The sequence below is a fragment of the Streptomyces albiflavescens genome (assembly GCF_014645835.1).
In the GTDB taxonomy this organism is placed as follows: Bacteria; Actinomycetota; Actinomycetes; order Streptomycetales; family Streptomycetaceae; genus Streptomyces; species Streptomyces albiflavescens.
Genome location: NZ_BMMM01000011.1, coordinates 70,724 through 93,433, shown reverse-complemented (window position 1 = coordinate 93,433; position 22,710 = coordinate 70,724). Strand labels below are relative to the sequence as shown.

Here is a 22,710-nt window from a genome sequence, read left to right as displayed (position 1 = left end):
CCGCCCGCATTCGAGGAACTGCGGAGGGTACTCGAAGCGGACTCGGGGCGAACGGGGCGTGACTCAAGCGCCGGTAGTAAGGACCACGTTCCGCAGCGGCTCCCGGTTCACGAAACGGTTCAGCTGGTCCACCAGGAGGCGCTTGGCGCGCGGCAGGAACGCCGAGGTGGGCCCACCTACATGGGGGCTGATCAGCACGCCGGGCGCGTGCCACAAGGGGTGGCCCTTCGGCAGCGGCTCGGGGTCGGTGACGTCGAGGGCCGCGGTGATGCGCCCGCTCTCCAGCTCGGCGAGGAGCGCCTTGGTGTCGACGACGGGGCCGCGGGCGACGTTCACGAGGAGCGCGCCGTCCTTCATCCGGGACAGGAAATCGGCGTTCACCAGGCCACGCGTGCTCTGCGTGAGGGGCGTCGACAGCACCACGACGTCGGCTTCCGGAAGCAGAGAATTCAGTTCTGTGAGCGGATGCACCGGACCGCGCGCCGTGGTGCGCTCGGAGCGCGCGACGCGCGCCACCCGCGCCAGCTCGAAGGGCGCGAGCCGGTCCTCGATGGCGGACCCGATCGACCCGTACCCGACGATCAGTACGGACTTGTCGGCCAGCGCGGGATGGAAACCCGAGCGCCACTCCTCCTTGTCCTGGCCTCGTACGAAGCCGGGGATGCCCCGCAGCGAGGCGAGGATCAGGGCGAGGGCGAGCTCACCGGTGCTCGCCTCGTGCACACCCTGGGCGTTGCACAACCGCACGCCCGGGCGCAGGAACTTGAGGCTCGGCTGGACGTGGTCGACACCGGCGGAGAGCGTCTGCACGACCTGGACCGATGCCATGTCGGCCATGGGCCGCTGCGAGACGGCGGGCCCCTTCATATAGGGCACGACATAGAACTCGCAGGCGGCGGGATCAGCGGGAAACTCCGGGCCGCCGTCCCAGAAGCGGTAGTCGAGTCCCTCGGGGAGGCCGTCGATCTCGTCGGCGTGAAACGGAAGCCACACATCGGAAGTCATGGTCAGGAGGCTATGCGAAGCGCTCGCGCGCGCAGAGGTTAGTTTTGGTGTGCCAGGAAAGGGAGGGTGCGGCCAGGTGGAGCGCAGGACGATCGGGGCTGCGGCGCTCGATGTGGGGGCGGTCGGGCTCGGATGCATGCCGATGAGCTGGGCGTACACCGGTTCGCGGCAGCGCGGTGAGGAGTCGCTCCGCGCGGTGCACACAGCGCTCGACCAGGGTTCGACGCTGCTCGACACGGCCGACATGTACGGGCCCTTCACCAACGAGCTGTTGGTGGGGCGGGTGCTCAAGGAGCGGCGCTCCGAGGCCTTCGTGTCGACCAAGGTCGGCCTGCTGGTCGGCGAGCAGCACATCGTGGCCAATGGCCGCCCCGGCTATGTGAAGCGGGCCTGCGACGCCTCGCTGCGGCGCCTGCAGACGGACGTGATCGACCTCTATCAGCTGCACCGCGCGGACCCGGAGGTTCCGGTCGAGGAGACCTGGGGCGCGATGGCCGAACTCGTGTCGGCCGGGAAGGTGCGGTCGCTCGGACTGTGCGCGGTGGGTGCCCGGTCGGCCCGCCGTTCCGGCGCGCGGCTGCACGACGGAACGATCCGGCAGCTGGAGCGGGTGCAGCAGGTCTTCCCGGTGAGCGCCGTGGAGGCTGAGCTGTCCGTGTGGTCGACGGAGTCGCTGGACGCGCTCCTGCCGTGGTGCACGGCCCGCGGGGTCGGCTTCCTGGCGGCGATGCCGCTCGGCAACGGCTTCCTGACCGGCACGCTGACCCCTGGCGAGGGCTTCGAACCCGACGACGTACGCGCCCGCCACCCCCGCTTCACCGCCGAGATGATGGCCGCGAACCAGCCCATCGTCGCCGGGCTGCGGCGCATCGCCCGGCGGCACGGGGACCACGAGAACGCGGTGACGCCCGCACAGGTGGCGCTGGCGTGGGTGCTGGCGCAGGGACCGCACGTGGTGCCGGTGCCGGGGGCCAAGCGGCAGCGCTGGGTCACGGAGAACGCGGGGGCGGCGGGGCTGCGGCTGACGGCGGAGGACCTCGCGGAAGTGGAGGGACTGCCGGGGGCGCGGGGATCCTGGGACTGAGGCGCGGTGCGCTGATTCCTCGGGCGTGATCGGGAACCTGGGGCACGCGAGCGGTGTATGAACAGTAGGACCGCCGCGTCGAAGGGACCTTGATGGTGCAACGTCGAGCAGTGACAGCCGTGTTGGCCGCGGCCGCGCTTTTGGTGACGGCCGGTTGTTCCTCCGACGGCGGAGGGAAGTCGGACGGCGGCGGAAGCCTGTTCCCGAGCGCGGGGAGTACGAAGCCGGGATCGTCGCCCTCGGAGCAGGCCGCCGAGGAGACACCGCCCGCCAAGGGCTCGGTGAAGGTGGTGCGCACTGTCACCGAGGACCTCAAGACCCCCTGGGGCCTGGCGCCGCTGCCCGAGGGCGGCCTGCTGGTGTCCTCGCGGGACGAGGGGACGATCACACGGGTCGACGAGAAGACCGGCAAGAAGACGGAGCTGGGCCAGGTGCCGGGGGTGGCCCCCGCGGGCGAGGGCGGCCTCCTGGGCATCGCGCTGTCCCCCGACTACGCGTCCGACCACATGATCTACGCCTACTTCACAACGGCCTCGGACAACCGCATCGTCCGCATGCTGTACGACGAGCGGAAGCCCGCCGGGGAGCAGCTGGGCGCGCCGGACACGATCTTCAAGGGCATCCCCAAGGGGATGATCCACAACGGCGGCCGGATCGCGTTCGGCCCGGACAAGATGCTGTACGCGGGTGCGGGCGAGACGGGTGACCGGGGGCTGGCTCAGGACAAGAAGGCACTGGGCGGCAAGATCCTGCGCATGACACCGGACGGCGAGCCGGCGCCGGGCAATCCCTTCGGCGACTCGGTCGTCTACTCGTACGGGCATCGCAACGTCCAGGGCCTTGCCTGGGACGACAAACAGCGTCTTTGGGCCTCCGAGTTCGGCCAGGACACCTGGGACGAGCTCAACCAGATCAAGCCCGGCGACAATTACGGCTGGCCGGTGGTCGAGGGCAAGGGCGACAACCCCACCTACCACAACCCGATCGCCCAGTGGCACACGGACGACGCCTCCCCCAGCGGCATCGCCTACGCCGAGGGCTCCATATGGATGGCGGGCCTCAAGGGTGAACGGCTGTGGCGCATCCCCCTGAACGGCACCAAGGCCTCCGCCGCCCCCGAGGCCTTCCTCACGGGCACATACGGCCGCCTGCGCACGGTCGTCTCCGCGGGCGGCGACAAACTCTGGCTGACGACGAGCGAGACGGACGGGCGCGGGAGCCCCGGGAAGGGGGACGACAGGATTCTGGAGCTGGAGGTGACGTAGGCGCGCGGGACCTCAGCTGTCCTCGGGCTCGGGCCCCGGGTCCTGCTCGTCTTCGTGCTCGTGCTTCGGCAGCCGTACGACCACCTTGCCCGAGGACAGGTCTATGGGGCCGCGGCCCGGGTCGGCGTCGTTCAGGTCCACGCGGGTCAGTTCCAGGCGTTTGCGTTCGTCGTTGGTGTGCTTGCGGCCTGGTGCGAACAGCTCCTCGAACATGTTGAACACGGCGCCTCCCTCGGCCCGGATCCCTTACAGCGTAAGCCTCAGCCCGCCGCCTGGGCAGCGGGGGCCTCCGGTGGGAACAGCCGCAGCCGGTGCGCCAGGGCCGCCGCCTCCCCCCGTCCTGAGACGTCCAGCTTGGCCAGAATGTTCGAGACATGGACGCTGGCCGTCTTCGGGGAGATGAAGAGTTCCTCGGCGATCTGGCGGTTGCTGCGGCCGGCGGCGACCAGGCGGAGGACGTCGCGCTCGCGGCTGGTGAGGCCGAGCGCCAGCGCCGGATCGGCGGGGGCGAGGACGGATGGTTCGGGGGCGTGGGCCAGGGCGAGGCGGGCCCGCTGGGCGAGCAGCGCGACGGCGTCGGCGAGCGGGCGGGCGCCCAGGTGGTCGGCGACCGCCCGCGCCAGCCGGAGGAGCTCCGTGGCGCGGGCACGGTCGTCCTCGTCGGCGCCCGAGGTCAGCAGGGCCTCGGCGAGGCGGTGGCGGACGCGGGCGAGGTCGTAGGGGCGCTCCAGGGGTTCGAAGGCGGTGACCACCTCGGACCAGTCGTGCGGGGTGGTCACCCCCTCGGCGCGCCGGAGTTCGGCGCGCACCCATTCCTGGTGTGCGAGCCAGATGGGCGCGCCCGTGGCCAGGGACTTCGCGGCCTTGCGGATGCGCTCCACGGTCTGGGCGCGGCCCGGTTCGGTGGCGGGCAGTCCCTGGGCGTCCGCCTCCGCCGTGGCGGCGGCGAGCAGCAGTGGCCAGCCATAGCGCTGGGTCCCGGGCGGGAAGCCCGTGTCCAGGGTCTGCTCCAGGGCGGCGCGGGCGTCGAGGAGGCGGCCCTCGCCGGCGGCGATGCCGATCGCGGTGCGCACCAGCGGCAGGGAGTGCTGCGGCGTGGGGTCGTGGGTGCCGAAGTGGTCGCGGGCGGCGGCCAGTTGGCGTCCGGCCTCGGGGAGGTCGCCGCGGGCCAGGGCGAGACGCGCCAGGCGGGAGGCGCCGAGGCCGGACGGCTTCCCGCTGAGCCCGATGCGCAGCGTGTTCCGCGCGGCCTCCAGGGCCTCGTCCCACTGGCCGAGCGCGTAGAGCGACTCCGAGAGGTTGCCCCAGATCCAGGCCTGGGTGTCCAACAGGCCGTTCTTCCGGGCGAGTTCGACACCCTCCCGCAGGACCGGGACGGCCTCGCGGGAGCGGCCGAGCGACTCCAGATGGGACGGCAGGTTGATGTGCAGACGGCCCACGACGAGGGAGGCGCCGTAGCGGCTCACACTCTCCTTGACCTCGTACATCTCCGCGAGCCCCGCCTCGACGGCACCGGCGTCGACCATGAGACCGCCGAGCGTGAGCCGGGCGTTCAGCTCAATGTCCCGGGCGCCCACCATGCGCGCGTACTCCACGGCTCGCTCGGCGGCCGACAGCGCGCCCGGGCCCGGCTCGTGGAGCATGCACCAGGCGGCGACGGTGGACAGGACCTCGGCGTGCACCTCCGACGGCGGCAGCCCGCGCACCAGGTCCTGGGCGGTGGCGAGCTCCTGCCAGCCGTCGCCGCGGGCCTGCGCCTGGACCAGGCGGGAGCGCTGGATCCAGAACCAGGCGGCGCGCAGGGGGTCGTCCTCGTCCTCCAGGAGGCGCAGCGCCTTCTTGGTGATCTTCAGCGCGCGCTCGCGCTCCCCGCAGAGCCGGCCCGCGACGGCCGCCTCGGCCATCAGGTCGAGATAGCGCAGCGGCGTGGTCTCCGGGTCGCAGCCGCAGGGGGGATAGACCTCCACGTAGTCGACGGGGCGAAGTTCGGCCCGTACCGCGTCGGGGGCGACGTCCCACAGCTCCATCGCCCGCTCCAGGAGCCGCAGTTGCTCGGAGTACGCATGGCGGCAGCGGGCGTCGACGGAGGCGTCGAGGACGGCGGGGAGGGCCTTGGCGGCGTCATGGGCGTGGTACCAGTAGCTGGCCAGGCGGGTGGACCGCTCGTCGGCCGGTACGAGTGTCGGATCGGCCTCCAGGGCCTCCGCGTAGCGGCGGTTGAAGCGGGAGCGCTCGCCGGGCAGCAGGTCGTCGCTGACGGCCTCGCGGACCAGGGAGTGACGGAAGCGGTAGCCGTCGCCGCCGGGCGAGGCGAGCAGGATGTTGGCGCCGACGGCGGCCCGCAGCGCCTCGATGAGGTCGTCCTCGGCGAGCCGGGCCACGGCGGACAGGAGCCGGTACTCGACGGTGGAGCCGCCCTCGGCGACGATCCGGGCGATCCGCTGCGCGCTCTCGGGCAGGCCTTCGACGCGTACGAGGAGCAGGTCGCGGAGGGAGTCCGTGAGCCCCGTACGACAGCCCTCGTGGGCGGCGACGGCGAGTTCCTCGACGAAGAACGCGTTGCCGTCGGAGCGGGCGAAGATCTCGTCGACCTGGGCCGGGTCGGGTTCGCGGGCCAGGATTCCGGCGATCTGGCGGCCGACTTCGGCGCGACTGAACCGGCCGAGTTCGATGCGGGTGACCGTGCGGAGGCGCTCGAGTTCGGCGAGGAGGGGGCGCAGCGGGTGGCGACGGTGAATGTCGTCGGCGCGGTAGGTGGCGATCACGACGAGACGGCCGCTGCGCAGTGTGCGGAAGAGATAGGCGAGCAGGTGGCGGGTGGAGGCGTCGGCCCAGTGCAGGTCTTCGAGGACGACGACGACCGTGCGGTCGGCGGCGACGCGCTCCAGGAGACGTGCGGTGAGTTCGAAGAGGCGGGCCATGCCCTCCTCGTCGTAGTGGCGTCCTCGGGCCGCCTCGCCCAGTTCGGGCAGCAGCCGGGCCAGCTCCTCCTCCTGTCCGGCGGCCGCCGCGGCGAGTTCGTCCGGCAGCAGGCGGCGCAGGGCGCGCAGAGCGGTGGAGAAGGGTGCGAAGGGCAGCCCGTCGGCGCCGATCTCGACGCAGCCGCCGCAGGCGACGACGGCACCCTCGCGAGCGGCCACCGCGGCGAACTCCTCGAGGAGGCGGGTCTTGCCGACCCCGGCCTCGCCGCCGAGCAGCAACGCCTGCGGCTCTCCCCCCGTGCTGGACGCCTGGGAGGTACCCCCACCAGCAGCGCGGGCGAGCGCATCGCTCAATGTCCCCAATTCGTCGGCGCGTCCGACGAACACCGGGCTGACGGACCTGGTCTCCACAGGCCCGAGCATCGCACAGGGGTCCGACCGTGCGGCACCGGTTATCGGGAGGACGACGGTTGCTGCGTGCGGCACCGGCACCGGAGAACGGCCGACCCCCGTACGGCCGTCCTCCCGTGCCCCGGCGCTCACGCGGCGCGGGCGAACCGGCTCCGGCGGGGACGCTTGGTATGGCCCTGCCCCTCGGACTCGTGCTGGGCGGACTCGCGTGCGGCGGCGCGACGGGCGGCACGGCGGCCGCGGAGCGCCTCCTGCGCCAGTCGGTGGTTCTGGGCCTCGCGGATCAGCTCTGCGGATCGGATCTGCTGAAGCTCGTACTCGAACATCTCGTACCCCTCGTGAAGAGTCGGTTTCGGCCTCGCTTGTTTGCGATGCCTCAACCTTCGTCTCCCAGGGGGGTGCGCCACATCGGGAGAGTTCCGCATCTTGCGCACGCGAAGGGCCTTAGGGCGGCCGTAAGTGACTCAGGCCGGCCCTAAGGCCCCTCAGAGGTACGGAGATTCAGCTGGTGGAGGGCAGTCCGAGCAGGATGTCGGAGTACTTGGCGACCGCGAGGACCAGGCCGATGACCCCGAGCGAGACGCCCGCCCAGGCGACCGACTTGATCCAGGCGGCCTGCGGCTTGCCCGGGGCCCCGAAGGCGGGCCGGACCAGGACCACGACGCCGACGACGAGCGCCGCCAGGGCGAAGAGGCCGCCGACCAATGCCGTGGTCGCCCAGGCGTCGCCGTAGATCTCCTTGACCTGCTTGGCGACGCTCGCGCTCTGCGAGGTCTGCAGCTGGCCGACGAGCGTCTCGCGCGCGGCGGCCACGGTGCCGATCCAGCCGCCGGAGAGCGAGACGAGACCGAGCGCGGCGGAGACCACGGCCGCGGCGCCCTGGCCGACTCCGGAGGCGCCCTTCTCGGCCTCGGCGGCGTCGTCACCCGCCGCTATCTCGTCGTCGCCCGCCTCTGTCTCGTCCTCGGCCTCGTCCTGCTCCTCGGCCTCGGCCCCGGCTTCGGTGTCGGCAGGCTCGTCGGCCTTGGTGATGTCCACGGTCTTCGCAGGTCCGCCGGCCGTTGTGGCCTCCGCGGCCTCCTGGTCGCTCTTCGCCTCGGTGCCGTTCTCGTCCACGGCCTCGTCAACTGTCTTGGTTCCCATGCCCCGCACCGTACGGACGCTCTCTGAGAAGTCTCTTAATGATCGTTGTGAGCGCCACCCGCGCGTGCCTCGCGCCACTCGGGGGCGAGGACAGACCACACCTCGAGGTCGTGCCGTACGCCTCGATGGGGATGGGCCTCCCGGCGCACCCCGTCCCGGGTCATGCCCAGCCGCCGCGCCACGTTCAGGCTCGGCTCGTTCCCCGAGGCGGCGACCCATTCGATCCGGTGGATGCCGCGCTGCTCGACGGCGAAGTCGATGAGCACGCGCATGGCGCGGGTGACCAGCCCGCGTCCGGCGCCGGCGGGTTCCAGCCAGCAGCCGACCTCGCAGTTGCCGCTCTCCGCGTCGAAGTTCAGGAAGAGCACCCCGCCCACGAGCTTCCCGTTCAGCCACAGGCCGTGCAGGGACCCGGTGTCGGCGGCGCGCATGTCGGCGTACCTCTGAAGCTGTTCCCGCGCGGACGCCACGTCCGTGGTCTTCGCCCCGAACGGGATGAACTGCTGGATGAAGTCCCTCCCCCGGTCCAGATGTGCCAGGAACTCCTCGGCGTGCCACGGCTCCAGGGGGCGCAGTTCGGCTCCGTCGTCACCCAGAGATATCGCGTACATCCCGCTGCTGCTCCTTCGCCAGTACGTCCGCCACCTCGGCGTCCGTCGCAGCGGCCAGCCTCTCATGGGCGGCGCGGCATTCGGGCGGCTCGATGCTGATGCGCGGCAGCCGCTGGTCGAGCCACCGTGGCAGCCACCAGTTGGCGCCGCCCAGCAGGTGCATCAGGGCGGGCACCAGGAGCGTACGCAGCACGAAGGCGTCGAGGGCGACGGCGGAGGCGAGGGCGATGCCGAACATCGCGATGACGCGGTCGCCGCTGAGGACGAAGGCGAGGAAGACCGAGATCATGATGACGGCGGCGGAGTTGATCACGCGGCTGGTCTCGGCGAGGCCGACCCGGACCGCGCGCCGGTTGTCCCCGGTCTCCAGCCACTCCTCGTACATCCGGCTGACCAGGAACACCTGGTAGTCCATGGAGAGTCCGAAGAGGACCGACACCATGATCACCGGCAGGAAGGGTTCGATCGGACCCGCGCGGCCGAGGCCGAGCAGTTCGCTGCCCCAGCCCCACTGGAAGATCGCGACGACGACTCCGAAGGCGGCCGCCACGGCGGCGATGTTCATCACGGCGGCCTTGAGGGGGATGCCGATCGAGCGGAAGGCGAGCAGCAGCAGGACGCAGCCGAGCCCGATCACGACGCCCACGAAGAGCGGCAGTTTGCCGATGATGACATCCGCGAAGTCGTCGTAGCTCGCCGTCACACCGCCGACGTGCACATCGAGCGCGGTGTCCGCCTCGGCCGGCGGCAGGACGTCGGTGCGCAGCCGGCTGACGAGGTCGCTGGTCTTCTGGGACTGCGGGGCGGAGTCCGGGACGACGGTGAGGTAGGCGGTGTCACCACCGGTGTTGTACGTCGCCGGGGTGACCGACGCGACGCCCTTGGTCGCCCGGAGAGTGGCATCCAGGTTGTCGAGCACGAGCTTGTCCTCGGCGCCGCGGACTTGCGTGACGAGGGTGAGGGGCCCGTTCACGCCCGGTCCGAATCCCTCCCCGATCAGGTCGTACGCCTGGCGCGTGGTCGCCGACTTCGGGTCGTTGCCCTGGTCGGAGGTGCCCAGGTGGAGCGAGAGCGTGGGCAGGGCGAGCAGCGCCATGACGGCGACGGCGACGGCGCCGAGCAGCTTGGGGTGGCGTTCCACGAAGACGGACCAGCGGGCGGCGAACCCGGTCGGGAGCTCCGGTTCGGGTCCGTGCTCGTACAACCTGCGCCGCTCGCGGCGGCTCAACGCGCGGGGACCGATGAAGGAGAGCAGCGCCGGCAGCAGGGTCACGGAGGCCGCGACGGTGAGGACGACCGTCAAGGAGGCGGCGATCGCCACGCCGTTGAGGAAGCTGAGCCGCAGGATGAGCATGCCGAGCAATGCGATGCAGACGGTGGCGCCCGCGAAGACGACGGCGCGGCCTGTGGTGGCGACGGCGTTCCGCGCGGCCTCGGCGACCGGGAGCCCGCGCTTCAGCCCCCGCCGGTGCCGGGTCACGATGAACAGCGCGTAGTCGATGCCGACGCCGAGCCCGATCAGCATGCCGAGCATGGGGGCGAAGTCGGCGACGGTCATGGCGTGTCCGAGGAGCACGATTCCCGCGTACGCCGTGCCGACGCCGACCAGGGCGGTGGCGATGGGCAGCAGGGAGGCGGCGAGCGAGCCGAAGGCGAGGAAGAGGACCACGGCGGCGACGACCACGCCGACGATCTCGGCGAGATGCCCGCCCGACGACTCGGTGAGCCCGATGGCGCCGCCGCCGAGCTCGACTTGGAGTCCCTTGGTCTCGGCGGCCTTCGCGGTGTCGACGACGGCCCGGGCCTCTCCCTTGTCGATGTTCTCGGCCTGGGCGCGGAAGGTGACGGTGGCGTAGGCCGTGCGTCCGTCGGCGCTGATCTGGCCCGCGCCCCGGCCCTCGTAGGGGCTGACGACGGAGGCCACGCCGGGCAGCCCCGCGATCCGGTCGAGGGTGCGGGTCATCGTCTGTTCGACGTCGGTGGAGCGCACGGTGCCCGGCGTGGTGTGCCAGACGACGGTGTCGCTGTCGCCGCCGAGGCCCGGGAAGCCGTGCCGCAGGAGCTGGGTGGCGCGGCCCGATTCGGTTCCGGGTGCTTCGTAGTCGTTCGAGTAGGCGGAGCCCGTGATGGACGCGGCGGCGGTGATGCCACCGAAGGCGACAAGCCAGAGCAGTACGGCAACGAGGCGGTGCTGGACACACCAACGCGCGAGGGCTGCCACGGACCAGCTCCCTGGGTGATTTGGGGATCTTTATCGGGAACTGCCCGCAAAGAACGCATGACTTATGCGTCATCACTCTTTCAGCCGGAAATGATCGTTTACCTCATTCGTGGGTCTCCTCACCCGACTGCGACCCAACTCACAGGACATTCCCGTGAACTCTGTCGCCCCGCGAGGCAACGCTCAGTCGAACTGGTCACCCACCGCCATGATCATTACTCCGGCGACCATGAGCCACAGGGCCCGCCTGGTACGCCCCCGGGCCCCCAGCACGGAGGCGACGGCGCAGACGGCGGCGCCCGAGGCGTAGGACACGGGTATGAGCGCGGTCGCGGAACCGGTGGAGCGCAGTGCCGACGCCGTGAGGCCGGCGAGGGTCAGCAGGGCTCCGGTTCCGGCCGCCGTCCAACGGGCCCGCCGCGCCTCCTGCGCCGGGTCCTCGAAGTCGTGCGTCTCGGAGTCAGTGCTTCCACTCATGGCGCGGCAGCCTAGCGCGCACACCTGTGCGGGTGTTGACGCGGCTAGGGGGATGCATCGGAACCGATGCATCCCCCTAGGGAGTAGGAAAACCCTGACCTCAGCCCTCGCTGACGCCCAGCTTCTCCAGGATGAGCTCCTTGACGCGCGCCGCGTCGGCCTGGCCACGGGTGGCCTTCATGACCGCGCCGACCAGGGCGCCGGCCGCGGCCACCTTGCCGCCGCGGATCTTCTCCGCGACCCCGGGGTTGCCGGCAATGGCCTCGTCGACGGCGGCGGTCAGCGCGCCCTCGTCCGAGACGACCTTCAGACCGCGCTTCTCGACGACCTCGTCCGGAGTGCCCTCGCCGGCGAGCACACCCTCGATGACCTGGCGGGCGAGCTTGTCGTTCAGGTCTCCGGAGGAGACGAGCTCCGTCACCCGGGCGACCTGTGCCGGAGTGATGGACAGGTCCTCCAGGGACTTGCCCGACTCGTTGGCGCTGCGGGCCAGTTCGCCCATCCACCACTTGCGGGCGGAGGCGGCGTCGGCACCGGCCTCGATCGTGGCGACGATCGTGTCGATGGCACCGGCGTTGAGGATCGACTGCATGTCGTGCGCCGAGACACCCCACTCCTCACGGAGGCGGTTACGACGCGCGAGCGGCTGCTCGGGCAGGCCGGCACGCAGTTCCTCGACCCACTCGCGAGAGGGCGCCACCGGCACCAGATCCGGCTCGGGGAAGTACCGGTAGTCCTCGGCCTCCTCCTTCACCCGGCCCGAGGTCGTGGACCCGGTGTCCTCGTGGAAGTGGCGGGTCTCCTGGATGATCGTGCCGCCGGAGCTCAGCACCGCGGCGTGGCGCTGGATCTCGAAGCGGGCCGCACGTTCCACGGAGCGCAGGGAGTTGACGTTCTTCGTCTCGGAGCGCGTGCCGAACTTCTCCGCGCCCTTGGGCATCAGCGAGAGGTTCACGTCGCAGCGCATCTGCCCCATCTCCATGCGGGCTTCCGACACTCCGAGCGCCTTGATGAGCTCGCGCAGCTCGGCGACGTACGCCCTGGCGACCTCGGGGGCGCGCTCGCCCGCACCCTCGATCGGCTTGGTGACGATCTCGATGAGCGGGATGCCCGCGCGGTTGTAGTCGAGCAGCGAGTGCAAGGCGCCGTGGATGCGGCCGGTGGCACCGCCGACGTGCGTCGACTTGCCGGTGTCCTCCTCCATGTGGGCGCGCTCGATCTCCACGCGGAAGACCTCGCCGTCCTCCAACTGGACGTCGAGGTAGCCGTTGAAGGCGATCGGCTCGTCGTACTGGGAGGTCTGGAAGTTCTTCGGCATGTCCGGATAGAAGTAGTTCTTCCGGGCGAAGCGGCACCACTCGGCGATCTCGCAGTGCAGCGCGAGACCGATCTTGATGGCGGACTCGACGCCGGTCGCGTTGACGACCGGCAGCGAGCCGGGCATGCCGAGGCAGGTCGGGCAGGTCTGCGAGTTGGGCTCGGCGCCCAGCTCGGTCGAACACCCGCAGAACATCTTGGTCCTGGTGCCGAGTTCGACGTGGACTTCGAGGCCCATGACGGGGTCGTAGGACGCCAACGCGTCCTCGTACGACACCAGGTCGGTCGTGGTGGTCACGGTGAAAACTTCCCTCTCAGCCCAGCAGGACGTCGTCGTCGCCCAGGCGCTTGAGCTCCCGGTAGAGGATGGCGAGGCCGGTGACGATGGCGGCGGCGGACACGGCCGCGTCGATCAGGCGCAGCGTGTCGTGCTCGGAGCGGGCCTTCTTGGCCTGCTTGGCGACACTGACGGCACCGAACGCGGTGGTCGCGATGGACAGGTACGTACCGGACTTGGACTTCTTGAAGCCCTTGGCCTTGGACAGTGCCTTACTCACAACGACGGAGCCTCCTCGAGCAGCGGGTGGCCCCACTTTTCCACGAAGGCGGCCTCGACGGCGGCGCCGACCTTGTAAAGCCTGTCGTCCTTCATCGCGGGGGCGATGATCTGCAGCCCGACCGGGAGGTCGTCCTCCGGCGCGAGACCGCAGGGCAGCGACATGGCGGAGTTGCCCGCCAGGTTGGTCGGGATGGTGCACAGGTCCGCGAGATACATCGCCATCGGGTCGTCGGCGCGCTCGCCGATCGGGAAGGCGGTGGTGGGCGTGGTCGGGGAAACGATCACATCCACCTGCTCGAACGACTTCTCGAAGTCGCGCGTGATGAGCGTGCGGACCTTCTGCGCGGAGCCGTAGTACGCGTCGTAGTAGCCGGAGCTGAGCGCGTACGTGCCGAGCATGATGCGGCGCTTGACCTCGGGACCGAAGCCGGCCTCGCGCGTGTGGGCGGTGACCTCCTCGGCGGAGTGCGTGCCGTCGTCGCCGACGCGCAGGCCGTAGCGCAGACCGTCGAAGCGGGCGAGGTTGCTCGAACACTCGGACGGGGCGATCAGGTAGTACGCCGACAGCGCGAGGTCGAAGGACGGGCAGTCCAGCTCGACGATCTCGGCGCCCAGCTCCTTGAGTACGGCGACGGCCTCGTCGAAGCGCTGCACCACACCGGCCTGGTAGCCCTCGCCGCGGAACTGCTTGACGACGCCGACGCGCATGCCGGCGACGGAGCCGTTGCGCGCGGCCTCGACGACCGGCGGGACCGGGGCGTCGATGGAGGTGGAGTCGAGCGGGTCGTGCCCGGCGATCACCTCGTGCAGGAGAGCCGCGTCCAGGACCGTACGGGCGCACGGCCCACCCTGGTCGAGGGAGCTGGAGAACGCCACCATGCCGTAACGGGAGACGGCCCCGTACGTCGGCTTGACGCCGACCGTGCCGGTGACGGCCGCCGGCTGGCGGATGGAGCCGCCGGTGTCGGTGCCGATCGCGAGGGGCGACTGGAAGGAGGCGAGGGCGGCGGAGGAGCCACCGCCGGAGCCGCCGGGGATCCGGGTGAGGTCCCACGGGTTGCCGGTCGGCCCGTACGCGCTGTTCTCGGTGGAGGACCCCATGGCGAACTCGTCCATGTTGGTCTTGCCGAGGATGACGACGTCGGCGGCCTTCAGCTTCTTGGTGAGAGTCGCGTCGTACGGCGGAATCCAGCCCTCGAGGATCTTCGACCCGACGGTGGTCGGGATGCCCTCGGTGGTGAAGATGTCCTTGAGCGCGAGCGGCACACCGGCGAGCGGTCCGAGCTTCTCGCCCGCCGCACGCTTCGCGTCGACGGCGCGGGCCTGGGCGAGCGCCCCCTCCCGGTCGACGTGCAGGAAGGCGTGCACCTTCTCGTCGACGGCCTCGATACGGGCGAGGTGGGCCTCGGTGACCTCGACGGCGGTGAGCTCGCCTGCCGCGATCTTGGCAGCGATCTCCGCTGCCGTCAGCTTGATGATGTCCGTCATGTGATTAGTCCTCCCCCAGGATCTGCGGCACCTTGAAACGCTGCTGCTCCTGGGCCGGGGCGCCGGAGAGCGCCTGCTCGGGGGTGAGCGACGGACGGACCTCGTCCGCGCGCATGACGTTCGTCAGCGGCAGCGGATGGGAGGTCGGCGGTACGTCTTGGTCGGCGACCTCGCTGACGCGGGCGACCGCGCCGATGATGTCGTCGAGCTGGCCTGCGAAGTGGTCGAGCTCTTCGCCCTTCAGCTCCAGACGCGCCAGCCGTGCGAGGTGGGCGACCTCCTCGCGCGTGATGCCAGGCATGCAGCGATCCTCTGGGGTGAGTGTGTGTGGTTTGGGCCCAATCCTATGGCGCCGGTACGGATGCCCGCGCACGGGTTTCTTTCGGGACCCGCCCACCCGCGCACCACCCGTGACGGTTACCCGACAAGTGGACCTCTCCGTGGGGGTTCCTCACCGTCTCTCCCGTGGGGGTTCCTCACCGTCTCTCCCGTGGGGGTTCCTCACCGTCGGCGCCCGCCCGTGCGCACTGCCCTGGGGCACCACGGTCCAGCGCCCACGGCCGCCTGCGGCTTGCCCGCAGACGCCCGACGGCCCCGCCGTCCGAAAAGCTGCGGGTCGGCCGTGGCGCGTCCGTGGGTGCCCGACAGCCCCGCCCCGCGGGAGGGGTCCACTTGTCGGGCGAGGTCCACTTGTCGGGTGACAGCTTCAGGCGGTGCGCGGGCGGGAGAACCGGGCGAATCCCCACGCACCCGCACCCGCACCCGCACCCGCACCCGCACCCGACAACGAACCGTAGGACCTACTCCGCGGCCGGCAGCGCAGCCCGCGGCCGCTGCCACCCCCGGGTCCCCCGGGCGCGCAGCCACGCCGTGGCCTCCTCGGCGGGCATCGCGGCGGCGACCAGCCACCCCTGCACCGCGTCACAGCCCAGGTCCCGCAACCGCTCCCATGTCTCGTCGTCCTCGACGCCCTCGGCGACGACGAGCAGCCCGAGCGAGTGAGCGAGGTCGACCGTGCAGCGCACGATCTCCGCGTCCTGCGTGTCCACGGCGAGCCGTGCGACGAACGAGCGGTCGATCTTCAGCTCGCTGACCGGCAGCCGGCGCAGATGAACGAGGGAGGAGTACCCCGTACCGAAGTCGTCCAGCGACATCTTCACCCCGTGCCCGGTCAGCCCGGCCAGGGTGTCCGCCGCCCGCTGCGGGTCCTCCAGGAGTACGTGTTCCGTTATCTCCAGCTGCAACGCCCCCGCAGGGACCCCGTGCCGGGCGAGCCGCGCGGCGACCGCGCCGGCGAACCCGGGGGTGTGCACATCGCGCGGCGACACGTTCACCGCGACCGGCACGTACAGGCCCTGCGCCCGCCAGCGCGCGACCTGTCCGAGCGCCGTCTCCAGCACGTACTCGGTGAGGTGGGGCATCAGCCCGGACGACTCGGCGATGGCGATGAACTCGTCCGGCGGCACCTTCCCGCGCTCGGGATGCACCCAGCGGACCAGCGCCTCGAGGCCGGCCACCTGTCCGTCGAAGCGGACCTTCGGCTGGTAGTGCAGTTCGACGTCACCGGCGTCGAGGGCCCGGCGCAGATCGCCGAGCAGACCGAGCCTGTCCGGGGTGTTCGAGTCCCGCTTGGACTCGTACACCTCCACCCCCGTACGGTCCCGCTTCGCTTGATACATCGCCACATCCGCCCGCCGCAGCAACCCCTCCGCGTCGAGCGCGTGGTCGGGGAAGACGGCGAGCCCGGCGCTGGCCTCCAGGACGAGGGTGAGCCCGTCGAGGTCGAGGGGCGAGCCGAGCGCGGCAACGAGGTTGCGGGCGACCCGCGTGGCCGACGTGGTGGAGTCGGCGACCGGCAGTAACACGGCGAACTCGTCGCCGCCGAGCCGCGCGGCCTCCGCCCCGCGCGGCAGCGCCAGCCGCAGCCGGTCGGCTATTTGGAGGAGCAGCCGGTCGCCGGCGAGATGCCCCAGCGTGTCATTCACGGAACGGAAACGGTCGAGGTCTATCAGCATCAGGGCAGAACGCGCACCGATGCGCTCGGCATCGTCCAGGGCCGTCCAGGTGCGTTCGAGCAGCCACTGCCGGTTGGGCAGCCCGGTCAGCGGATCGCGCAGCTGCTCCTCAGCCCGCGCGCGGGCGATCCACAGCGTGGAGTCGAGGGCGATCAGGGGTATCGAGAACAGCGGCAGCAGGATCGGCTGCGCGATGGCGACCACGCAGACCAGCGGTGCGATCCCGAGCAGCGCGACCGCGAGGAGCCCCTGTCTGACCAGCGCCGTACGGGCGACGGTGGGCAGACCGCCGGTGCGCGGCGCGTGCAGGTACCAGAGCAGGGCTCGGGTCATCGCGAGATACGCGGCCGCGACCAGCGCCACCTCGGGAGCGGCGGAGAACGTCCAGGTCTCCGGGTTCCAGGGCGTCTCGACGGACGGGAACCGCCCGAACGCGGCCAGGACCAGCGCTCCGGCGCCGATGCCGAGGATGTCGACCGCGCCGTGCAGCACGCCTTGGCGCCAGCGGTTGCGGCGCGCGATGCCGACCAGGACGACGACGGTCAGGCTGACCATTCCCGCGGGCACCCAGCCGTACAGCAGCAGGACCGCGAGGGTGAGCGCCGCGCCGGAGCCGGTGCCGCCCCACCAGCGGGCCCGGCCGAGGGCGACCAGATGGCCGACGATGATGCCGGTCAGCACGGCCAGAGACCAGCCGACGGTGCCGGACGGGAAGAGCGCGTGGTCGTCGCTGAACGCCCGGTAGAAGCCGGCGCCCAGGACGAACCCGGCCGCCGCGACGACCGCCGCCGGCAGCGCGGGCCACGACACGTGCCGTTCGTGATCGTGGCCGGGCAGGCCGGTGCCGCGCTCGGCGGTGAGCCTGCCGACGCCGGGAACGGTGGATGTCGTGAGGGATGCGAAGCCTCGCCCGTCCGTGCCGGCACGCTCCGAAGGCCGCCCTGTCCGAAGGCCGGCCATCCATGCGCCGGTCATCCGGCGCAGGCGCGGCCGTGAGTCGGCGGCGGCGCTTTCGGTCGGTTCCATTCCCGTCCCTCTCACAGCCGGCGGTGCCCACGCCACGCGGTCCGTTGACGGCGACAACTGCCAACGGCGTCGCGTCTGAAAACCCTTCCCCAGGGCTCTCGAAGAGCAGGGGATGCGCCAACCGCAACTGGGCACGGCAGGCGCACATCTCAACAGTAGGCCGCAGAAGGCTTCCACGGGCAGCGGTCGTCGACGGTTGCCCGAATGCAACCCGGCCACCCGTATGCATCTGATATGCGCCGAACGGGTGGTCTTCAACCGCTACTCCTCGATCGGAAGTGCGACTTCCGCCGCTGCGTCCGGCCCTTGTTCGAGCAGGACGGCGAAGCCGTCCTCGTTCAGAACAGGAACCTTCAACTGCATTGCCTTGTCGTACTTCGAGCCAGGATTGTCGCCCACCACAACGAATGACGTCTTCTTTGAGACAGAACCAGTCACTTTCGCCCCCCGGCTCTGCAGAGCCTCTTTCGCGCCGTCCCGCGTGTGGTGTTCGAGCGTGCCGGTGACGACGACGGTGAGCCCCTCGAGCGGGCGCGGCCCCTCGTCCTCGCCGGATCCCTCCTCCTCCATCCGGACCCCGGCGGCCCGCCACTTGCGGAGGATCTCGCGGTGCCAGTCCTCGGCGAACCACTCCTTGAGCGAGGCGGCGATGATCGGTCCCACGCCTTCGGTGGTGGCGAGCTCCTCCTCGGTGGCCTGCTCGATCCGGTCGATGGAGCGGAACTCGCGCGCCAGCGCCTCGGCGGCGACCGGCCCGACATGACGGATCGACAGACCCGTGAGGACGCGGGCGAGCGGGCGGTCCTTGGCAGCCGCGATGTTGTCCAGCATCGCGATGGCGTTCTTCTTGGGCTCGCCCTGCTGGTTGGCGAAGACCGTGGCGATCTTCTCCTCGCCGGTCTTCGGGTCGCGCTTGGGCAGGCCGCTGTCCTGGTCGAGGACGTATGCCTTGATGGGCAGCAGCTGCTCGATGGTGAGGTCGAAGAGGTCACCCTCGTCCATCAGCGGCGGCTCGGCCGGCTCCAGCGGCTTGGTGAGGGCCGCGGCGGCGACGTACCCGAATTGCTCGATGTCCAGTGCCTTGCGGCCCGCGAGGTAGAAGAGCCGCTCGCGCAACTGGGCCGGGCACGTGCGCGCGTTCGGGCAGCGCAGGTCGACGTCGGCCTCCTTCATGGGCCGCAGCGCCGTACCGCACTCGGGGCACTCGGCCGGCATCACGAACTCCCGCTCGCTGCCGTCGCGCAGGTCGACGACCGGGCCGAGGATCTCCGGGATGACGTCACCGGCCTTGCGCAGCACGACCGTGTCGCCGATGAGGACGCCCTTGGCCTTCACCACGTCCTGGTTGTGCAGGGTGGCGAACTCGACCTCGGAGCCCGCGACCGTGACCGGTTCGACCTGCGCGTACGGCGTGACCCGGCCCGTACGCCCCACGCCGACGCGGATGTTGATCAGCTTGGTGTTGACCTCCTCGGGCGCGTACTTCCAGGCGATCGCCCAGCGCGGCGCGCGCGAGGTGGAGCCGAGTCGTCCCTGGAGCGGGATCTCGTCGAGCTTGACGACCACGCCGTCGATCTCGTGCTCGACGGAGTGGCGGTTCTCCCCGTAGTACGCGATGAACTCCCGTACGCCCTCGAGGTCGTCGACGACCTTGGCGTACCGCGTGGTCGGCAGGCCCCAGGAGTGCAGCAACTCATACGCCTCGGAGAGACGCGTGAGGCCCTCGAAACCCTCCAGGGCACCGATGCCGTGGACGACCATGTGCAGCGGGCGGGTCGCGGTGACGCGCGGGTCCTTCTGACGCAATGAACCCGCCGCCGCGTTGCGCGGGTTGGCGAAGGGCTTGTCGCCTGCCTCCACCAAGCGGGCGTTGAGTTCCTCGAACTTCTCCATCGGGAAGTAGACCTCGCCGCGGATCTCCACGAGGTCCGGGACGCGGTCGCCCTTCAGACGGTCCGGAATCTCCGCGATCGTACGGACATTGGGGGTGATGTCCTCGCCCGTACGGCCGTCGCCGCGGGTCGCCGCGCGGGTGAGGCGACCGTGCTCGTAGGTGAGGTTGACCGCGAGGCCGTCGACCTTCAGCTCGCACAGGAAGTGGTACGTGGAGGTGCCCACGTCCCTGGCGACGCGCTCGGCCCAGGCGGCCAGCTCCAGATCGCTGAAGGCGTTGTCGAGGGAGAGCATGCGCGAGCGGTGCTGGACGGCCGTGAACTCCGTCGCGTACGCCCCCGCGACCTTCTGGGTCGGCGAGTCCGGCGTGCGCAGCTCCGGGTACTCCTCCTCCAGCGCCTCCAGGGAACGCAGAAGCTTGTCGAACTCCGCGTCGCTGACGACCGGGGCGTCCTTCACGTAGTACCGGAAGCGGTGCTCCTCGATCTGCTCAGCGAGCTGCGCGTGCTTCTCCCGTGCCTCGGCGGGCACCGTCGTCTCCGCTTGCTTGTCGCCGGCCACCGTGTTGTCCTCCCGTTACTCTGGGTTGTCCGCGAGGGATCTCGCCGCCCGGACGCAGTGGGCGAGTGCCTTGCGCGCGAAGTCGGGGGAAGCCCCCGCGAGCCCGCACGACGGAGTGACCGTGACCGCCTCCGCGAGAAGTCCCGGTTGCAGCCCCAGCCTGCGCCACAGCGTCCTGACACCCATGACGCTACCGGCAGGGTCTGACAACGGGCCGTCCACGCTGGGGACGACACCGGCGAAGAGCCGCGTACCGCCTTCCACGGCCTCACCGATCGCGTCGTCGTCACGCTCGGTGAGGAGGGAGAAGTCGAAGGAGACCGCCGCCGCGCCCGCCCGGCGCAGGAGGGCGAACGGCACGTCCGGTGCGCATGAGTGGACCACGACCGGGCCGCCTCCGTGAACCCCGATGACGTCCCGCAGCCCGGCCTCGACGACCTGGCGGTCCACGGACCGGTGGGTCCGGTAGCCGCTGGCGGTCTTGATCTGCCCGCGCAGCACGGCGATGAGCGACGGCTCGTCGAGCTGGAGGACGATCCGGGCGCCGGGGACGCGCCGCCGTACCTCGTCGAGGTGGAGCCGCAGCCCCTCGGCGAGCGACCCGGCGAGGTCCCGGCACGCACCGGCGTCGGAGAGGGCCACCTCGCCGTTCTTCAACTCCAGCGCGGCGGCGAGCGTCCAGGGGCCGACGGCCTGCACCTTCAGCGGGCCCTCGTACCCCTGCGTGAACTCCTCCAGCGCGTCGAGGTCCTCCCCCAGCCACGACCTGGCCCGCTTGGTGTCCCGCCCGGGCCGGTCCCCGATCCGCCAACCGCTGGGCTCCACGCGCGCGTACAGCTCGACCAGCATCCCGGCGGTCCGCCCGATCATGTCCGCGCCGGGCCCGCGGGCGGGCAGTTCGGGCAGATACGGGAAGTCCTCGAATGACCCCGTGACCGTCTTGGCGGCCTCCCGGGCATCCCCGCCCGGCATGGACCCGATCCCGGTAGCCGGACCGAACCTGAACTCGCTGTTTTCGCTCACCCTGGAAGCCTACGTAACCCTCAGGGGGGCGGTCCCGACGACCGCCCCACACGACGTTCCAGGAAGGCGCGCAGTCGCTCGGGGTCGGCGACCTCGAGGTTGTTGCCGAAGCGGCCGCGCTCCCAGGAGATGTCGGTGCGGCCGTGGTAACTCCCGCTCGCGATGAACTCCCCGTCGGCGTCGAGCAGGGCCACGGTCAGGCTGCCGTGGCAGCGGCAGATGTCGTTCAGGAACTCGCCGGTCGTGGTGAGGGCCCGTAGTTCCGCGAGGCCGTCCCGGTCGAAGACCTCGCCCAGGACCCGGCGCTCGGCGAGCGGGCCGCCGTCGTCCCCGTGCTTCAGGATCACCGCGGCCTCGGTGCGTCCCCAGACCTCCTACAGCCACGCGCGGATCTCGTCACCGCCCGTCCCTTCGTCCATCCACCACGGCGTCACCGCCCCGGTCGCACCGTCAGGTCGTTGATCTCCGCGTCCCGCGGCAGGTCGATGGCCATCAGGATCGTCGTGGCGACGGACTCCGGGTCGATCCACTGGGAGGCGTCGTACTCCTTGCCCTCCTGCTGGTGGACCTTGGCCTGCATGGGGCTTGCCGTGCGGCCGGGATAGACGGAGGTGACGCGGACGCCGTTCGCGTGCTCCTCGTGGCGGAGCGAGTCCGCCAGGGCCTTGAGGCCGTGCTTGGAAGCGGCGTACGCGGACCAGTCGGCATGGGCGTTGAGGCCGGCGCCGGAGTTCACGAAGACCACGTGGCCCTGGGCGACCCGGAGTTGGGGCAGGAGGTGGCGGGTCAGCTCGGCGGGGGCGATCAGATTGACGTTGAGCTGGTGGCGCCAGGACTTCGGGGTCAGCTCGCCGACCGGGCCCAGGTCGACCACGCCCGCGATGTGCAGCAGTGAGTCGATGCGGTCGGGGAGCGTCTGGTGCGAGAACGCCCAGGAGAGCCTGTCCGGGTCCGCCAGGTCGCCCACCAGGGTCTTCGCCCCCGGGTACTCGGCCGCCAGTTCCTTCGCGCGGCCGGCGTCGCGCGCGTGCAGCACGAGTTCGTCCCCGCGCGCGTGGAGGCGGCGGGCGACGGCCGCGCCGATGCCGGAACCCGCCCCGGTGATCACATGTGTAGCCATGCCCGCCATGCTCGCATCACCGGGTGCCGTGACTCTCCTCCAGGTAGGCAAGCGCGCCGACCGGCTCCTCGGCGAAGAAGACCAGGTCGGTGAGGGGCCTGGGCAGGAAACCCTCGTCCTCCATGCGTCGGAACTGCTCCTTCAGGCCGTCGTAGAAGCCCGCCGTGTTGAGCAGAACGACCGGCTTCTCCGTCTTCCCGTGCTTCTTCAGCTCCAGGATCTCGGTCGCCTCGTCCAGCGTCCCGGTACCGCCCACCATGATCACGACGGCGTCGGCCCTGTCCAGGAGCAGCGCCTTGCGCTCGGCGAGGTCACGCGCGACGACCATCTCGTCGGCGCCCGTGCGTGCCTTGGCCGCCAGGAAGTCCACCGAGACGCCCAGCAGCCGCCCGCCCGCCTCTTGCACACCGTCGGCGACCACCTTCATGAGACCGACGTCCGAACCGCCCCACACCAGCGTGTGGCCCCCCTTGCCGAGGAGTTCGGCGAACTCCCGCGCGGGGCGGGTGTAGCGGTCGTCGAGGTCGGCGGCGGAGAGGAAGACGCAGATATTCATGCACCTACCGTACG

Annotated in this window: 20 protein-coding genes; 2 read left to right on the top strand and 18 right to left on the bottom strand. The window is 71.0% G+C overall.

Annotated elements, in window-relative coordinates:
- Positions 1 to 63: 63 nt before the first annotated feature.
- Positions 64 to 1,005 (bottom strand): 2-hydroxyacid dehydrogenase, encoded by a 942-nt coding sequence (locus IEY95_RS27740; RefSeq protein ID WP_189188891.1) that lies wholly within the window; start codon positions 1,003 to 1,005, stop codon positions 64 to 66.
- Between the two features lie 76 nt (positions 1,006 to 1,081).
- Here IEY95_RS27740 and IEY95_RS27735 point away from each other — a divergent pair, with 76 nt between their 5' ends.
- Both IEY95_RS27735 and IEY95_RS27730 read left to right on the top strand, forming a co-directional pair.
- Entirely contained in the window at positions 1,082 to 2,089 is a 1,008-nt protein-coding gene (locus IEY95_RS27735) for an aldo/keto reductase (protein WP_189188890.1), read from the top strand.
- 110 nt (positions 2,090 to 2,199) lie between these two features.
- Positions 2,200 to 3,354 (top strand): PQQ-dependent sugar dehydrogenase, encoded by a 1,155-nt coding sequence (locus IEY95_RS27730; protein ID WP_229703427.1) that lies wholly within the window; start codon positions 2,200 to 2,202, stop codon positions 3,352 to 3,354.
- A 12-nt stretch (positions 3,355 to 3,366) separates the two neighbouring features.
- Here the strand turns inward: IEY95_RS27730 and IEY95_RS27725 are convergent, their stop codons facing one another.
- The 17 genes from IEY95_RS27725 to IEY95_RS27645 all read right to left on the bottom strand — a co-directional run bounded on the left by IEY95_RS27725 (position 3,367) and on the right by IEY95_RS27645 (position 22,696).
- Complete coding sequence (locus IEY95_RS27725) at positions 3,367 to 3,576, bottom strand: DUF6191 domain-containing protein (protein WP_189188888.1); 210 nt, start codon at positions 3,574 to 3,576, stop codon at positions 3,367 to 3,369.
- A 38-nt stretch (positions 3,577 to 3,614) separates the two neighbouring features.
- Complete coding sequence (locus tag IEY95_RS27720) at positions 3,615 to 6,698, bottom strand: helix-turn-helix transcriptional regulator (RefSeq protein WP_189188887.1); 3,084 nt, start codon at positions 6,696 to 6,698, stop codon at positions 3,615 to 3,617.
- A 116-nt stretch (positions 6,699 to 6,814) separates the two neighbouring features.
- Entirely contained in the window at positions 6,815 to 7,012 is a 198-nt protein-coding gene (locus IEY95_RS27715) for a hypothetical protein (RefSeq protein ID WP_189188886.1), read from the bottom strand.
- A 175-nt stretch (positions 7,013 to 7,187) separates the two neighbouring features.
- Positions 7,188 to 7,829: a hypothetical protein gene (locus IEY95_RS27710; RefSeq protein ID WP_189188885.1), complete on the bottom strand. Its 642-nt coding sequence runs from the start codon at positions 7,827 to 7,829 to the stop codon at positions 7,188 to 7,190.
- Positions 7,830 to 7,864: 35 nt separating this feature from the next.
- Positions 7,865 to 8,440: a GNAT family N-acetyltransferase gene (locus IEY95_RS27705; protein ID WP_189188884.1), complete on the bottom strand. Its 576-nt coding sequence runs from the start codon at positions 8,438 to 8,440 to the stop codon at positions 7,865 to 7,867.
- Positions 8,418 to 10,661, bottom strand: coding sequence for an MMPL family transporter (locus IEY95_RS27700; protein WP_189188883.1), 2,244 nt, complete (start codon positions 10,659 to 10,661; stop codon positions 8,418 to 8,420). Before IEY95_RS27700 ends, IEY95_RS27705 begins: the two co-directional genes overlap by 23 nt.
- A gap of 183 nt (positions 10,662 to 10,844) precedes the next feature.
- Positions 10,845 to 11,138: a hypothetical protein gene (locus IEY95_RS27695; protein ID WP_189188882.1), complete on the bottom strand. Its 294-nt coding sequence runs from the start codon at positions 11,136 to 11,138 to the stop codon at positions 10,845 to 10,847.
- A gap of 100 nt (positions 11,139 to 11,238) precedes the next feature.
- Entirely contained in the window at positions 11,239 to 12,753 is a 1,515-nt protein-coding gene (gatB, locus tag IEY95_RS27690) for an Asp-tRNA(Asn)/Glu-tRNA(Gln) amidotransferase subunit GatB (RefSeq protein WP_189188881.1), read from the bottom strand.
- A 16-nt stretch (positions 12,754 to 12,769) separates the two neighbouring features.
- Positions 12,770 to 13,012: a hypothetical protein gene (locus IEY95_RS27685; RefSeq protein ID WP_189188880.1), complete on the bottom strand. Its 243-nt coding sequence runs from the start codon at positions 13,010 to 13,012 to the stop codon at positions 12,770 to 12,772.
- Complete coding sequence (gatA, locus tag IEY95_RS27680; protein WP_189188879.1) at positions 13,009 to 14,502, bottom strand: Asp-tRNA(Asn)/Glu-tRNA(Gln) amidotransferase subunit GatA; 1,494 nt, start codon at positions 14,500 to 14,502, stop codon at positions 13,009 to 13,011. Before gatA ends, IEY95_RS27685 begins: the two co-directional genes overlap by 4 nt.
- Positions 14,503 to 14,506: 4 nt before the next feature.
- Positions 14,507 to 14,803: an Asp-tRNA(Asn)/Glu-tRNA(Gln) amidotransferase subunit GatC gene (gene gatC, locus IEY95_RS27675; RefSeq protein ID WP_015036350.1), complete on the bottom strand. Its 297-nt coding sequence runs from the start codon at positions 14,801 to 14,803 to the stop codon at positions 14,507 to 14,509.
- 499 nt (positions 14,804 to 15,302) lie between these two features.
- Positions 15,303 to 17,543 carry a putative bifunctional diguanylate cyclase/phosphodiesterase gene (locus tag IEY95_RS27670; protein ID WP_189188878.1) on the bottom strand — a complete coding sequence of 747 codons (2,241 nt, stop codon included), beginning with the start codon at positions 17,541 to 17,543 and terminating at the stop codon, positions 15,303 to 15,305.
- Positions 17,544 to 17,804: 261 nt separating this feature from the next.
- Positions 17,805 to 19,997: an NAD-dependent DNA ligase LigA gene (ligA, locus tag IEY95_RS27665; protein WP_189188877.1), complete on the bottom strand. Its 2,193-nt coding sequence runs from the start codon at positions 19,995 to 19,997 to the stop codon at positions 17,805 to 17,807.
- Positions 19,998 to 20,012: 15 nt separating this feature from the next.
- Complete coding sequence (locus IEY95_RS27660) at positions 20,013 to 21,020, bottom strand: methionine synthase (protein WP_189188876.1); 1,008 nt, start codon at positions 21,018 to 21,020, stop codon at positions 20,013 to 20,015.
- Between the two features lie 20 nt (positions 21,021 to 21,040).
- Positions 21,041 to 21,367 (bottom strand): hypothetical protein, encoded by a 327-nt coding sequence (locus tag IEY95_RS27655; protein ID WP_229703426.1) that lies wholly within the window; start codon positions 21,365 to 21,367, stop codon positions 21,041 to 21,043.
- Positions 21,368 to 21,450: 83 nt separating this feature from the next.
- Positions 21,451 to 22,149 carry an SDR family oxidoreductase gene (locus tag IEY95_RS27650; RefSeq protein WP_189188875.1) on the bottom strand — a complete coding sequence of 233 codons (699 nt, stop codon included), beginning with the start codon at positions 22,147 to 22,149 and terminating at the stop codon, positions 21,451 to 21,453.
- A 7-nt stretch (positions 22,150 to 22,156) separates the two neighbouring features.
- Positions 22,157 to 22,696, bottom strand: a complete 540-nt coding sequence (locus IEY95_RS27645; protein WP_189188874.1) for an LOG family protein — start codon at positions 22,694 to 22,696, stop codon at positions 22,157 to 22,159.
- Positions 22,697 to 22,710 lie beyond the last annotated feature (14 nt).

Bases quoted from the DNA above. Each gene is read 5' to 3' on its own strand.
- IEY95_RS27705 (WP_189188884.1), bottom strand. From the start codon at position 8,440: ATGTACGCGATATCTCTGGGTGACGACGGAGCCGAACTGCGCCCCCTG.
- IEY95_RS27650 (WP_189188875.1), bottom strand. From the start codon at position 22,149: ATGGCGGGCATGGCTACACATGTGATCACCGGGGCGGGTTCCGGCATC.
- IEY95_RS27670 (WP_189188878.1), bottom strand. From the start codon at position 17,543: ATGGAACCGACCGAAAGCGCCGCCGCCGACTCACGGCCGCGCCTGCGC.
- IEY95_RS27740 (WP_189188891.1), bottom strand. From the start codon at position 1,005: ATGACTTCCGATGTGTGGCTTCCGTTTCACGCCGACGAGATCGACGGC.
- IEY95_RS27715 (WP_189188886.1), bottom strand. From the start codon at position 7,012: ATGTTCGAGTACGAGCTTCAGCAGATCCGATCCGCAGAGCTGATCCGC.
- IEY95_RS27710 (WP_189188885.1), bottom strand. From the start codon at position 7,829: ATGGGAACCAAGACAGTTGACGAGGCCGTGGACGAGAACGGCACCGAG.
- gatA (WP_189188879.1), bottom strand. From the start codon at position 14,502: ATGACGGACATCATCAAGCTGACGGCAGCGGAGATCGCTGCCAAGATC.
- gatC (WP_015036350.1), bottom strand. From the start codon at position 14,803: ATGCCTGGCATCACGCGCGAGGAGGTCGCCCACCTCGCACGGCTGGCG.
- IEY95_RS27645 (WP_189188874.1), bottom strand. From the start codon at position 22,696: ATGAATATCTGCGTCTTCCTCTCCGCCGCCGACCTCGACGACCGCTAC.
- IEY95_RS27695 (WP_189188882.1), bottom strand. From the start codon at position 11,138: ATGAGTGGAAGCACTGACTCCGAGACGCACGACTTCGAGGACCCGGCG.
- IEY95_RS27720 (WP_189188887.1), bottom strand. From the start codon at position 6,698: ATGCTCGGGCCTGTGGAGACCAGGTCCGTCAGCCCGGTGTTCGTCGGA.